The 11,729-nt window shown below is 69.0% G+C and carries 15 protein-coding genes; 6 read left to right on the forward strand and 9 right to left on the reverse strand.

Translation table 11 applies throughout. From position 1 onward, the window contains the following. The first annotated feature begins 12 nt into the window (after window positions 1-12). Together DI526_RS14675 and DI526_RS14680 are read left to right on the forward strand one after the other, a co-directional pair. Window positions 13-375 (forward strand): response regulator, encoded by a 363-nt coding sequence (locus tag DI526_RS14675; protein ID WP_304279362.1) that lies wholly within the window; start codon window positions 13-15, stop codon window positions 373-375. 49 nt (window positions 376-424) lie between these two features. Further along, window positions 425-1,036 carry a pyridoxamine 5'-phosphate oxidase family protein gene (locus tag DI526_RS14680; RefSeq protein ID WP_304279363.1) on the forward strand — a complete coding sequence of 204 codons (612 nt, stop codon included), beginning with the start codon at window positions 425-427 and terminating at the stop codon, window positions 1,034-1,036. Between the two features lie 70 nt (window positions 1,037-1,106). On the opposite strand, the gene dksA is transcribed toward DI526_RS14680, so the two are convergent. Both dksA and DI526_RS14690 read right to left on the reverse strand, forming a co-directional pair. Beyond that, window positions 1,107-1,535 carry an RNA polymerase-binding protein DksA gene (dksA, locus tag DI526_RS14685; RefSeq protein ID WP_013078283.1) on the reverse strand — a complete coding sequence of 143 codons (429 nt, stop codon included), beginning with the start codon at window positions 1,533-1,535 and terminating at the stop codon, window positions 1,107-1,109. Window positions 1,536-1,738: 203 nt separating this feature from the next. After that, a complete protein-coding gene (locus tag DI526_RS14690) occupies window positions 1,739-2,173 on the reverse strand; it encodes a flagellar assembly protein FliX (RefSeq protein ID WP_304279368.1) in 435 nt (144 codons plus the stop codon). Between the two features lie 219 nt (window positions 2,174-2,392). On the opposite strand from DI526_RS14690, the gene DI526_RS14695 reads away from it, so the two are divergent. The 3 genes from DI526_RS14695 to DI526_RS14705 are packed head-to-tail and all read left to right on the forward strand — an operon-like array spanning window position 2,393 to window position 4,340. Then, window positions 2,393-3,517 (forward strand): flagellar basal body P-ring protein FlgI, encoded by a 1,125-nt coding sequence (locus DI526_RS14695; protein WP_304279371.1) that lies wholly within the window; start codon window positions 2,393-2,395, stop codon window positions 3,515-3,517. Beyond that, window positions 3,517-3,885: a rod-binding protein gene (locus DI526_RS14700; RefSeq protein WP_369692034.1), complete on the forward strand. Its 369-nt coding sequence runs from the start codon at window positions 3,517-3,519 to the stop codon at window positions 3,883-3,885. The genes DI526_RS14695 and DI526_RS14700 overlap by 1 nt, the downstream gene beginning before the upstream one ends. Before the next feature lie 5 nt (window positions 3,886-3,890). Beyond that, complete coding sequence (locus DI526_RS14705) at window positions 3,891-4,340, forward strand: flagellar basal body protein (RefSeq protein ID WP_304279374.1); 450 nt, start codon at window positions 3,891-3,893, stop codon at window positions 4,338-4,340. Here the strand turns inward: DI526_RS14705 and DI526_RS14710 are convergent. From DI526_RS14710 to DI526_RS14740, 7 genes are all read right to left on the reverse strand, one after another. Then, entirely contained in the window at window positions 4,337-4,972 is a 636-nt protein-coding gene (locus DI526_RS14710) for a methyltransferase (RefSeq protein ID WP_304279377.1), read from the reverse strand. The genes DI526_RS14705 and DI526_RS14710 overlap by 4 nt on opposite strands. A gap of 18 nt (window positions 4,973-4,990) precedes the next feature. Then, complete coding sequence (locus tag DI526_RS14715) at window positions 4,991-6,280, reverse strand: DUF3422 domain-containing protein (RefSeq protein ID WP_304279380.1); 1,290 nt, start codon at window positions 6,278-6,280, stop codon at window positions 4,991-4,993. Between the two features lie 55 nt (window positions 6,281-6,335). After that, window positions 6,336-7,922 (reverse strand): ABC-F family ATP-binding cassette domain-containing protein, encoded by a 1,587-nt coding sequence (locus DI526_RS14720; RefSeq protein ID WP_304279384.1) that lies wholly within the window; start codon window positions 7,920-7,922, stop codon window positions 6,336-6,338. Next, entirely contained in the window at window positions 7,879-7,992 is a 114-nt protein-coding gene (locus DI526_RS14725; protein WP_304279402.1) for a hypothetical protein, read from the reverse strand. The genes DI526_RS14720 and DI526_RS14725 overlap by 44 nt, the downstream gene beginning before the upstream one ends. Before the next feature lie 63 nt (window positions 7,993-8,055). Continuing rightward, a complete protein-coding gene (locus DI526_RS14730) occupies window positions 8,056-8,205 on the reverse strand; it encodes a hypothetical protein (RefSeq protein WP_304279387.1) in 150 nt (49 codons plus the stop codon). A gap of 130 nt (window positions 8,206-8,335) precedes the next feature. Then, window positions 8,336-9,016 (reverse strand): hypothetical protein, encoded by a 681-nt coding sequence (locus tag DI526_RS14735; RefSeq protein WP_304279390.1) that lies wholly within the window; start codon window positions 9,014-9,016, stop codon window positions 8,336-8,338. 112 nt (window positions 9,017-9,128) lie between these two features. Further along, the gene (locus tag DI526_RS14740) at window positions 9,129-9,290 is read right to left on the reverse strand and encodes a hypothetical protein (protein WP_304279393.1); all 162 of its coding nucleotides are present in this window, start codon (window positions 9,288-9,290) and stop codon (window positions 9,129-9,131) included. 289 nt (window positions 9,291-9,579) lie between these two features. Between DI526_RS14740 and uvrA the strand changes: the two genes are divergently transcribed. Next, window positions 9,580-11,729, forward strand: a 2,150-nt coding sequence (uvrA, locus tag DI526_RS14745) for an excinuclease ABC subunit UvrA (RefSeq protein WP_304279395.1), incomplete at its 3' end; no start/stop codon positions are given.

Genomic DNA, 11,729 nt, shown 5'->3' on the forward strand with positions numbered 1-11,729 from the left:
AAAGCAGCGGCGATGACCGTGCACGCAAAGGCCCGACATGTCTTGATCATCGAGGATGAAATCCTCGTGGCCTTTGAGGTCGAGGCTCTTCTTGCCGAGCAAGGCTTCACCAGCTTCGATATCGCCGACTGTCCCGCCGACGCCTTGGCCATGGCTGTCGCTCATCCTCCCGACCTGATCACGGCGGACTACCGTATTGTCGGCGGCACGGGCGTGGAGGCGGTCGAGGCGATCCGGAACCGCCTGGGCCATATCCCCGTCGTCTATGTGACCGGCAACGCCGACCAGCTCAGGGGACGCGTCAAGCCGATCGTCGACAAGCCGATCTCGCCCCGCCACCTGGCCGAGGCCTGCGCCTGCGCCTTCGCCGGCTGATTTGCCCCTCGCCCCGGTCGCCCCTAAGCTTGAACAGGGAGGACGCGGCATGGACATCACCACGATCGAGGCGCTCGAGGCGCTGTACCAGCCCGCCCCGCTGCCGGCCTCGACGGTCAAGGTCAGCGACCACATCACGCCGCACTACGCCGCCCTGATCGAGGCCTCGCCGTTCGTGGCCCTGGCCACGGTGGGGCCGGAAGGCCTGGACTGCAGCCCGCGCGGCGACCTACCCGGCTTCGTCCGCATCGCCGATCCCAAGACCCTGATGCTGCCGGACCGGCGCGGCAACAACCGCCTCGACACCCTGCGCAACATCATCCGCGATCCGCGCGTGGCGCTGCTGTTCCTGATCCCGGGCTCGGGCACGACCTTCCGCGTCAACGGCCGCGCGAGGCTGAGCGCCGATCCCGACCTTCTGGAAAGCTTCGCCGTCGACGGCAAGGCGCCCCGCACGGTGACGATCATCACCGTCGAGGAAGCCTATTTCCAATGCGGCCGCGCCATCGTGCGCTCCGGCCTCTGGAAGGCCGAGAGCCAGGTCGATCCAAAGACCCTGCCCTCCCCCGGCGCCATGCTGGCGGCCTTCACGGCCGGAGAGGTCGGCGGCGAGGCCTATGACGCGGGCTGGGCCGAGCGGGCCGCCAAGACTCTGTGGTGAGCCCGAACAAAAGCGGCCCCAGGGTCGCCCCCGAGGCCGCTTGAAAACACAGAGTGGCCGAAGCCGTCGCTTAGTCGTCGCGGTGGACGCGTTCGCGGCGCTCGTGGCGCTCCTGGGCTTCCACGCTCATGGTCGCCGTCGGGCGGGCTTCCAGGCGGGCGAGGCCGATCGGCTCGCCGGTCTCCTCACAGTAGCCGTAGGAGCCGTCCTCGACTCGGCGGAGGGCCTGGTCGATCTTGGAGATCAGCTTACGTTGGCGGTCGCGGGTGCGGAGCTCAAGGGCTCGGTCAGTTTCCGAGGACGCGCGATCGGCGAGATCGGCGTGGTTCTCGGTTTCCTTCTGGAGATGGGTGACCGTCTCGCGAGATTCGCGGAGGATCTCCTCCTTCCAGGCCAGCAGCTTGTTCTTGAAATACTCAAGCTGCCGGTCGTTCATGAAAGGCTCGTCCTCGGAAGGACGATAATCGGATTTCTCGACTAGAACAGTGGCCGTCTGCATCAACGCCTCACGCCCCAATGAACTCAGCCCTCAAGGGCCGGGTGCTTATACCAAAAGGTGAGCCGCGTTCAATGAACCTCGCATGAAGCGCGAAAAGCCCTTCATCCGATCGCCCCGAACGGCGGCATGGACAGGTGTAAAACGCGCGGAAACGCCAAGCGCTGCGGGACCGGCGATCATTTGCGCATCCGGTCCCCGCCATGTCAGCCCCCCCGGGCCTGCAGCTTGGCCAGCTCGACGGCGGCGCGGGTTTCGATCTCGTTCAGCACCCCTTCCAGGCGCGGATCGTCGGTCTGGTCGCGCTGCTCGCGAATCGCGCGGGTCAGGCGGTCCAGCGTGGCGTGCGAGATGTCGCCGTCGATCAGGGCGATCCGGACCTCGCCCAGGACGTCGAGGATGCGATCGGCGCGGCGCACCGCGCGCTTCTTGCGCTCCAGGGGATCGCCGACCGTCCCGGCCGCCTGCAGGGCCAGGAGCGCGTCGACCGAGCCGACGCCCGAAAGGCCGCCGACCGAGGCCGTGCTGGCCGCGCCGCTGGCGGCGTTCACCGACGGCAGGGAGAAGCCCGAAGCCCCGCCCGAGGACTTGGCCCGAGACGGTCCCGCCGCCCCCACGCCCCCCGTGCTGGAAACCTTCATCCGACAAGCTCCAAAAGCTCAGACACGCGAGTCACTTGTCTCGTCGCACAATCATAGTCGGTTTGCGCGCTTGAAGTATGGTTAATGCCGGGCAGAATCTGCCTGGAGGCGCCGGCGGGACCTGCCCCGCGCCCGGAATCCCTTGAGTCACAAGCGCTTGAAACTGGCCCGGTTCTGGCATGGGGCGGCGCGGGGACGTCTCCCCGCCACGGGACCACCATGCCGCGTTCATTCTTTCGCACCGTTCTTCGCTCAGGCCTGACCGCCCTGGTCGCCGCCTCCGCCCTCATGGCGGCCCCGGCCTTCGCCAAGTCGCGCATCAAGGACATCGTCGCCTTCGAGGGCGTGCGCGAGAACCAGCTGGTCGGCTATGGCGTCGTGGTCGGCCTGAACGGCACCGGCGACTCGCTGCGCAACGCGCCGATGACCAAGCAGAGCCTGGAGGCGATGCTGGAGCGTCAGGGCGTCAACGTCCGCGACGCGACCCTGAACACCAAGAACACCGCCACGGTCATGGTCACCGCCAGCCTGCCGCCGTTCTCGGCCGCCGGCTCGAAGCTGGACGTCACCGTCTCGGCCCTCGGCGACGCCAAGAGCCTCTTGGGCGGCACCCTGCTGGTCACCAGCCTGCAAGGCGCGGACGGCCAGACCTACGCCGTCGCCCAGGGCACCGTCCAGACCGGCTCGGTTTCGGCCGGCGGCGCCTCGGGCAGCTCGGTCACCAAGGGCGTGCCGACCGCCGGCCGCATCGCCTCGGGCGGCATCATCGAGCGCGAGACCGGGTTCCAGATGGTCAATATGGACATCCTGCGCATGACCCTGCGCAATCCGGACTTCACGACCTCGCGCCGCATCGCCGACGCCGTGAACAAGAAGTTCCCGGGCTGCGCCCAGGCGCAGAACCCGACCATCGTCGCCGTGCGCCCGCCGCCCGGCATGGACATGATCAGCTTCATGACCAACATCGAGAACCTGGAGGTCGAGCCCGACTTCCCGGCCAAGGTGGTCATCGACGAAGTGGCCGGCGTCATCGTCATGGGCGACGACGTCCGCATCAGCCAGGTGGCGATCGCCCAGGGCAACCTGACGATCACTGTCCAGGAAACCCCCGCCGTCAGCCAGCCGGCGCCCTTCAGCCAGGGCCAGACCGCGGTCGTCCCGCAGTCGACCGTCAAGGTCGAGGAAGAGAAGGGCAAGCAGCTGATCACCCTGGGCGGCGCGCCGTCGCTGAAGAGCCTGGTCGGCGGCCTGAACGCCCTGGGCGTCACCCCGCGCGACATGATCTCGATCCTGCAGGCCGTGAAGGCCGCCGGCGCCCTGCAAGCCGACATCGAGGTGATGTGATGAGCGCCTTCTCGACGATCTCGACCTTCGTTCCGCAACTTGGCGCCACCACCGCCGCCGTGAAGACCGCCGCCCAGGCGGTGAAAGGCGCGGCCGCCTCCGTCGAGGACGCGGCCAAGGACGCGGCCAAGCGCGCCAAGATCAAGGAAACGGCCCTGAACTTCGAGGCCTCGTTCCTGTCGGTGATGATGCAGCAGATGTTCGAGGGGGTGAAAACCTCCGAACCGTTCGGCGGCGGCCAGGGCGAGGAGATGTTCAAGTCGGTGATGGCCGACGCGATGTCCAAGCAGGTGGCCAAGGCCGGCGGCATCGGCCTAGCCCCCACTGTCGAGCGTGAAATGTTGAAGCTTCAGGGTCTCAAGGAGTAACCGCCATGGCCATCGCCGCCATCGACGCCGACGATCGCGTCAACCAGCTGATCCTGCTGACCGAGCGCCTGACCGACCTGATCGCCAAGGAGGCCCAGGCCTTCGAGAACCGCCGCCCCCACGAGGCGGCCAAGTATGTCGAAGAGACCGCCAAGCTGGCCAATGTCTATCGGCACGAGTCGATGCGGGTGCGCGCCAATGTCGCCCTGGTCGAGGCGGCGCGTCCGGAACTGCGCCAGCGGCTGAAGCGCGCCACCGAGGCCTTCGACGCCGTGCTGGCCCGCCAGGCCCGCGCCGTCGACGCGGCCCGCATCGTCACCGAGGGCCTGGTGCGGGCGGTGGCCGAGGAGATCGCCAGCCAGCGCGCCGCGCCGGCCACGACCTACGGCGCCGGCGGCGCGGTCAACGACCGCCCCGCCATGGGCGCGGCGATCACGCTGAACCGTCGGGCCTAGGCCAAGAGCGAGAAGACGGCGGCGTTTCGCAGGACGCCGCCGGGATCGCCGAAGTCGGCGACGGGATACTCTGCGAGTGTTTGCAGCCGATCGGCCGGCAGGTGCGCGCGCCAGGGATCGCCGATCAACACCGCGACGCCCGCCGACGCGCAGCGCTCCAGGAACGGCAGCACCGCGCCCGCGAGATCGGCGTCATAGAAGAGGTCGCCGACCAGCATCAGATCGACGTCCGAAGGCGGCGCGCCGTCGGTGAGATCCGCCGTCCGGGTCTCCACGAGCACCGCGTTGGCCTCGGCGTTGAGGCGCGTGGCGACCACGGCGTAGGGATCGACATCCACCGCCAGGACTCCCGCCGCTCCGGCCTTCATCGCCGCGATCGCCACCAGCCCCGAGCCGGCCCCGAGGTCGAGGACGCGCTTGCCGGCGACGGTCTCGGGATGATCCAGCACATGCCGCGCCAAGGCCAGCCCGCCCCCCCAGCACCGCGCCCAGTACGGCGAGGCGAAGTCGGGATCGGCCTCGGCCAGGCGCATGAGCCCGCTGCGGGGCCCAGCCATATGCAGCAGCACTTCGGGAACGCCCGGCGCGGGCGCCAGCGGCAGGTTCGCCGGGATGAAGGCGTCGAGATCCATTCGCCCTCTATAGGGACCTCAGGATGGCTCGTCTTCGATCAGGCGCTTCTTGCGCCGATGCAGCGTCGCGGCCACGGCGATCAGCACCAGCGGAACCAGGGCCGACAGCACCCACTCCCCACCGCCCGGCCAGCCGTGCAGCCAGGGCTTCAGCAGATAGCCCAGCAGGCCCAGCACATAGTAGCCGACGGCGAAGATCGACAGGCCCTCCACCAAGCCCTGCAGCTTGGTCTGCAACTGCAGGCTGGCGTCCATGCCGCGCAGGGTCTCCTGGTTCTGGCGGTCCTGGGCTAGGCCCAGCTTGGCGCGCAGCAGGTCGCCGCAGCGCGCCACCCGCTGCGAGAGGTCGTCCAGCCGGCGATCGGCCGCCTCCCGCGTGCGCATGGCCGGCAGCAGGCGGCGGGCGATGAACTCGCTCATGGTCGAGTGCCCCGGCAGCCGCCGCTCGCGCAGGGCCTCGAGGCGATCCAGGGTCAGCTGGTGGTAGGACTCCGTCGCGCCCCGGCGAAAGCGGCTGGTCGCCGCCCGGGCCTCGACCTCGGCCGACAGCTTCAGAAGATCGTCGAGCACGCCCTGGCTGTCCTCGCCGGCCGCCAGGTCGCCGGTGATCGCCGCCAGTCGGGCCTCCGCGCCGTCCAGCCAGGCCAGGGTCTCGCGGGCGGGGGCGAAGCCCAGCAGGGCCAGCTTCCGGTAGTTGCCGATCTCCAGCAGGGTCTGGACCAGCCGCGAGACCTCGTCATTGGCCAGGGTCTGGTTGTGGACATGGATGCGCCCGGCCCCGCCCTCGCGCAGGCGGAAGTCGGTCCAGATCCGCGCCGCGCCGTCGAAGACCTCGCACGAGACGCAGCGGCGCAGGTCGATATGGCGGCTCAGCGCCGTCTCGCCAGGCGGCGGATCGCCGGCGGCCCCGACCGAGATCTCGACGCCTCGAAACACCTGGCCCGGCGCGCCGTGCAGCCAGAAGAAGCGCTCGTCGGCCTCGGCCTGGAAGCCGAGGTCGTCGCCCAGCGCGCCGTAGGCGAACCAGGTCCAGGTCGAGAACTCCTGATGCCGCTCCCACAGCCAGCCGCCGGTGTCGGTGATGCTGACCGCCCGCCCCAGGGCGGGCTCCTGCCCTGGGGCGAACAAGCCGACGAAGGCCGACTCGGCGTCGCGATCGGAAGGCTCGACCAGAAACACCCATTGGCGCAACCGGACCGGGGCCCGGTCCAGGGGCAGCGCCCGCAGGTGCATCAGCTCGCTCAACGCCACCCGGAGGGGGTGATCACGACGCTCGTCCATCTCGTCCTCGCCCTGCGCACGGGTCATCGGATCAAGTCCGATGTTACCGGTCACATAGAGGTAGCGGACTCCGGGCCGCGCGTCACGGAGTTTTCAACACGATCCGCCGATCAAGACCGATGGCGTCCAGGAAATCCTCGTCGTGGCTGACCACCAGCAGCGCGCCGTCATAGCCGGACAGCGCCGCCTCGACCGCCCTCACGGAGTCGAGATCGAGATGGTTGGTCGGCTCGTCCAGGATCAGCAGTTGCGGCGGGGTCGCCGCGCACAGCACGCAGGCCAGGGCCGCGCGCAGGCGCTCGCCGCCGCTCAGCGTTCCCGCGACCTGCAGGGCCGCGGCGTTGCGGAAAAGGAAGCGCGCCAGGGCCGCGTGGGCGTCGTTGAGGCTGGCGCCCGGGTTCAGGCGGCGGAAGTTCGCCAGGATCGTCTGTCCGTCATCCAGCACCGCCGCGCGCTGGTCCAGCAGGGCGAACGGAACGTGCAGCCGAACCTGGCCCGTCGTCGGGGTCAGGTCACCGGTCGCCAGGCGGATCAGGGTGGTCTTTCCGGCGCCGTTCGCGCCCAGGATCGCGACGCGCTCTGGGCCAGTCATGGCCAAGGACAGGCCCTCGAACACGGGTCGCCCGTCCGGCCAGGCGAAGCCGACCGCGTCGAAGGCCAGCACCAAGCGTCCCGCCGGCAGGCCGCTGGACGGAAGATCGAAACCTAGAAGGCGCGCCCGCTCCACCCGCGCCTCGGCCAAAGCGTGGGCCTCCTCCGCCTGTGCGGCCAGCTTTCCCGCCAGCCTGCCTTCCCTGGCCCCGCTGTTCTCGGCGCGCTCGGCCATCCGGCCCAGCAGGATCTTCGGCGTCCCGCCGCGGTCGGCGAAGCGGCGCCCGGCGGCGTCGCGTCGGTCCTTGCGCTCGCGCGCGACCTGGGCCTCGCGGGCCACGCGCCGGACCTCGCGTTCGGCGTGGTCGAGATCGCGCTGCGCCGCCTCGGCTTCCAGCGCCTTGCGCTGGGCGTAGAGGTCATATCCCCCGCCATACGACCGCGCGCCCAGCGGCGACAGCTCGACGATGCGATCCATCTGGCGCAGCAGGGCGCGGTCGTGGCTGACCACCACGGCGCCGCCGCGCCAGCGCTTCAACAGGCCAAGCACGAGCGCCCGCGCCTCGGCGTCGAGATTGTTGGTCGGCTCGTCCAGCAGCAGTACGTCCGGCCTGGCGATCAGCAGCCGCGCCAGGCCCGCCCGAGTCGCCTGGCCGCCCGATAAGGACCCCGCCGGGCGTTCCAAGTCGAGCTCGTCCAGCCCGACCTCGGCCAAGGCGTGATCGATCCGCGCTGGCAGCTCCCAGTCAGCCTCGGCGAGATCGACCGCATCGCCATCGCCGCGCTCGATGCGCGCCAGCCGGTCCCAGGCGGCGCGGACGCCCAGCAGGTCGACCAGCCGCGTGTCCGCGCCCAGGTCAGGCGCCTGCTCCAGCATCGCCACCGCGCCGGTGCGCGAGACGACGCCGCTGATCGGCGCGCGCGCGCCGGCGACCAGCGCCAGCAAGGTCGACTTGCCCGCGCCGTTGCGGCCCACCAGGCCGACGCGCTCGGCCCCGATGGACAGGTCCAGATTTTCGAAGAGAAGCCGGCCGTCAGGCGTGGCGGCGGAAACGGAATCCAGGGTGACGAAGGACATGCGACCCCACGGTCAGGGAAACGGAAAGGACGAAGCGGTCTTCCGTCTTGCTGATCATGAGAGCCTCCATCGGGTGGGAAGCGAGGTTGGTAAGACCTCGGCGGGCGTTCGGCAAGCTTAGCCGGCGCCGGCCTTACGGCGTCATGTGGCGCAGGACCCAGAGCAACGAGCCGACGCCGCCGATGAACACCAGTCCGTCGATAACCACCGAGCGCGGCTTGCCGGCGTTGAGGGCTTTGAACGCCTCGCGCTTGGCGTCTTGCTTGGCGGTGTCCTGCGACATGGTCGATATTCCGGATCCTCGAGCTCCAGGCCCGATCGCCAAGCTTTTCGAAAATCACGCTGAACAGGCGGCTTCGAAAGACGGTTGAGCAAAAGCGAACGGCCCCGGCATGGGCCAAGACGGCCCTCTCCTAGAAGCAGCCGCCCTCGCGGAGGCTGGGCGGCGGCGCGCCCGTAGAGCTCAGATTTCGTTCGGAAAATCCGGGCGTTCGCCCGCGCCAGTAGTCGCGACAGCGCTGCTTGCGATCCCCCTCGCGCTCGAACCGCGACTTGCTGTCGCGGGTGAGCGTTTCCCACCGCGTTTCGTCGATCGGGCCGATGAAGGCGGGCGAGGGACGCCTGTCCTTGCGGCCGCTCCACCCGCCGTAGCAGCGGTCCTTTTCCTCGGGCGCAATGTGTTCGTTCGAGAGGCCCTTGCAGGCCCGATAATAGCGCCCCCATCGCCATTCCGGGACGCCTTCGGTCAGTTTCCAGCGGTCGATGGCCTTCGAGTCCAGCCGCCACCTTTCCTCGATCCCAGGCGGCGTTTCCGCCGTCGACTGAGCCGAGCCGCCCTCCCCTTTGGCCGCCGCCGACGGAATAGGCGCGGCGTCAGGCCGCGAGGACGCCAAGCGGCGGGCAGGCCGGGACCGGGACGCAGAGGTCGCGGCGCGAGACCTAGACGCTCGCTCAAGGTCGAGCATCAGCACCGGGGTCTCGTCCACCATCAGCGGCGGAGGCTCCAGCATGATCAGGGCGCCAAGCAGCAGGCCGTTGATCATCAGGCCGCCCGACACGGCGAGCCAGCGCCTGGCCTGCTTCCCCCACGCCATCGCGCCCTCCCCCGGTCAAGCTGGGAGAGACGTCACATTCGGATAACGCCGTTTTCGCGGCCTCGGCGTGGCGGGCCGGCGCCCTCCCGGTCCGTCAGGGGATCGCGCGCGCCTAGTTCGGCGCCATGTTGCCCAGGACCCAGAGCAGCGCCCCGACGCCGCTGACGAACACCAGCCCGTCGATCACCACCGAGCGCGGCTTCGGCGGACGCAGGTTGTTGAACGCGTCGCGCTTGGCTTCCTGCTTGGCGCTTTCGGCCTCTGGCTTGGCCATGGCTCCGGTCCCTCTCCGGCGGGCCCCAACTCGACCCAAGATGGAGCGATAGCCCCCGTCCGCTGAACAACCCGCTTTCAAAGACGGTTGAGCAAATACGAACAGCCGAGCGTGCGAGGCCCGGAATCGCGCGTCTGGCGTCCGTCCTGCTGACATCCGCTGTCAGCAGAAGCTTGGCCTCGCGCGCGCGACATTTGTTCGCATCTTGTTCTTGTGTTAATTCCCGGATCGAGCCCTACATATAGCCGCTGCGCCGCCACCAATCGGGCGGCCCAACGTTCCGGAAAACATGGCCGAGCAACTGAACTTCATCCGCGTTCGCGGCGCCCGTGAGCACAATCTGAAGGACGTCAGCGTCGACATCCCCCGCGGCGAGCTGGTCGTGCTGACCGGCCTGTCGGGCTCGGGCAAATCGTCGCTCGCCTTCGACACGATCTACGCCGAGGGCCAGCGCCGCTATGTGGAGAGCCTGTCGGCCTACGCCCGTCAGTTCCTGGAGCTGATGAGCAAGCCGGACGTCGACCTGATCGAGGGCCTGTCGCCCGCCATCTCGATCGAGCAGAAGACCACCAGCCGCAACCCGCGCTCGACCGTCGGCACGGTGACCGAGATCCACGACTACATGCGCCTCTTGTGGGCGCGGGTCGGGGTCCCCTACTCGCCCGCCACCGGCCTGCCGATCGAGAGCCAGACCATCAGCCAGATGGTCGACAAGATCACCGCCCTGCCCGAGGGCACGCGTCTCTACCTGCTGGCTCCGGTCGTTCGCGACCGTAAGGGCGAGTACAAGAAGGAGATCGCCGAGTGGCAGAAGGCCGGCTTCCAGCGGCTGAAGATCGACGGCGAGTTCTATCCGATCGAAGACGCCCCGGCCCTCGACAAGAAGTTCAAGCACGACATCGACGTGGTCGTGGACCGCGTGGTGACCAAGCCCGACATGGAGCAGCGCCTCGCCGACTCCATCGAGCAGGCGCTGCGCCTGGCTGATGGTCTCGCGGTCGCCGAGTTCGCCACGATCGAGGAAGGCGAAAAGGAGCCCAAGCGCATCCTGTTCTCGGAACGCTTCGCCTGTCCGGTCAGCGGCTTCACGATCGCCGAGATCGAGCCGCGCCTCTTTTCATTCAACAACCCGGCGGGCGCCTGCCCGGTCTGCGACGGCCTGGGCGCGAAGCTGGCCTTCGACGCCGACCTCGTCGTGCCCGACAAGGACAAGAGCCTGCACAAGGGCGCGGTGGCCCCTTGGGCCAAGGGTCCGTCGCCGCTCTACACCCAGACCCTGCAGGCCCTGGCGCGCCACTACGGCTTCTCGATGGACGAGCCGTGGCACAAGCTGTCGCCCGACGCCAAGGACGTGGTGCTGAACGGCTCGCGCGGGACCAAGATCAAGTTCACCTACGACGACAACGCCCGGAAGTACGAGGTCGAAAAGCCCTTCGAGGGCGTCCTGCCGAACCTGGAGCGCCGCTGGCGCGAGACGGACAGCTCGTGGGTCCGTGAAGAGCTGGGCCGCTACCAGTCCGACACGCCGTGCGAAACCTGCCACGGCAAGCGCCTGAAGCCGGAAGCCCTAGCCGTGAAGGTCGACGGCAAGGACATCGCCGAGGTCTCGAACCTCGCGATCCGCCCGGCCCGCGACTGGTTCACCGCGCTGGAAGGCCGGCTGACCGACAAGCAGATGGAGATCGCCCGGCGGATCCTGAAGGAGATCAACGACCGCCTGCGGTTCCTCGTCGACGTCGGCCTCGACTATCTCAACATGTCGCGCGGCTCGGGCACGCTGTCGGGCGGCGAGAGCCAGCGCATCCGCCTGGCCAGCCAGATCGGCTCGGGCCTGACCGGCGTGCTCTACGTGCTGGACGAGCCGTCGATCGGCCTGCATCAGCGCGACAATACGCGCCTCCTGACCTCGCTGCAGGGCCTGCGGGACCTGGGCAATTCCGTGCTGGTGGTCGAGCACGACGAAGAGGCGATCCTCACCGCCGACTACGTGATCGACATGGGCCCGGCCGCCGGCGTCCACGGCGGCGAGATCGTCGCCGAGGGCACGCCCGAGCAGATCATGGCCAATCCCAAGAGCGTCACCGGCCAGTACCTGACCGGCGTCCGCGAGATCGAGGTGCCCGAGCAGCGCCGGCCGATCAGCAAGAAGAAGGCGCTGAGGGTCGTCGGCGCCACGGGCAACAACCTGAAGGGCGTCACGGCCGAGATCCCCGTCGGGACCTTCACCTGCATCACCGGCGTGTCGGGCGGCGGCAAGTCGACCTTTACGATCGAGACGCTCTACAAGGCCGCCGCGCGCCGGCTGAACAACGCCAGCGACGCCCCCGCCCCGCACGAGCGGATCGAGGGGCTGGAGCACTTCGACAAGGTCATCGACATCGACCAGTCGCCGATCGGCCGCACCCCGCGCTCGAACCCGGCGACCTATACCGGCGCCTT

Origin of the sequence: Caulobacter segnis, assembly GCF_003243465.1 — a bacterium.
GTDB classification, from domain to species: Bacteria; Pseudomonadota; Alphaproteobacteria; order Caulobacterales; family Caulobacteraceae; genus Caulobacter; species Caulobacter segnis_A.

Excerpts from the sequence above, each read along its gene's own strand:
- DI526_RS14675 (WP_304279362.1), top strand. The coding sequence starts at position 13 with ATGACCGTGCACGCAAAGGCCCGACATGTCTTGATCATCGAGGATGAA.
- DI526_RS14680 (WP_304279363.1), top strand. The coding sequence starts at position 425 with ATGGACATCACCACGATCGAGGCGCTCGAGGCGCTGTACCAGCCCGCC.
- dksA (WP_013078283.1), bottom strand. The coding sequence starts at position 1,535 with ATGCAGACGGCCACTGTTCTAGTCGAGAAATCCGATTATCGTCCTTCC.
- DI526_RS14690 (WP_304279368.1), bottom strand. The coding sequence starts at position 2,173 with ATGAAGGTTTCCAGCACGGGGGGCGTGGGGGCGGCGGGACCGTCTCGG.
- DI526_RS14695 (WP_304279371.1), top strand. The coding sequence starts at position 2,393 with ATGCCGCGTTCATTCTTTCGCACCGTTCTTCGCTCAGGCCTGACCGCC.
- DI526_RS14700 (WP_369692034.1), top strand. The coding sequence starts at position 3,517 with ATGAGCGCCTTCTCGACGATCTCGACCTTCGTTCCGCAACTTGGCGCC.
- DI526_RS14705 (WP_304279374.1), top strand. The coding sequence starts at position 3,891 with ATGGCCATCGCCGCCATCGACGCCGACGATCGCGTCAACCAGCTGATC.
- DI526_RS14710 (WP_304279377.1), bottom strand. The coding sequence starts at position 4,972 with ATGGATCTCGACGCCTTCATCCCGGCGAACCTGCCGCTGGCGCCCGCG.
- DI526_RS14715 (WP_304279380.1), bottom strand. The coding sequence starts at position 6,280 with ATGACCCGTGCGCAGGGCGAGGACGAGATGGACGAGCGTCGTGATCAC.
- DI526_RS14720 (WP_304279384.1), bottom strand. The coding sequence starts at position 7,922 with ATGTCCTTCGTCACCCTGGATTCCGTTTCCGCCGCCACGCCTGACGGC.
- DI526_RS14725 (WP_304279402.1), bottom strand. The coding sequence starts at position 7,992 with ATGGAGGCTCTCATGATCAGCAAGACGGAAGACCGCTTCGTCCTTTCC.
- DI526_RS14730 (WP_304279387.1), bottom strand. The coding sequence starts at position 8,205 with ATGTCGCAGGACACCGCCAAGCAAGACGCCAAGCGCGAGGCGTTCAAA.
- DI526_RS14735 (WP_304279390.1), bottom strand. The coding sequence starts at position 9,016 with ATGGCGTGGGGGAAGCAGGCCAGGCGCTGGCTCGCCGTGTCGGGCGGC.
- DI526_RS14740 (WP_304279393.1), bottom strand. The coding sequence starts at position 9,290 with ATGGCCAAGCCAGAGGCCGAAAGCGCCAAGCAGGAAGCCAAGCGCGAC.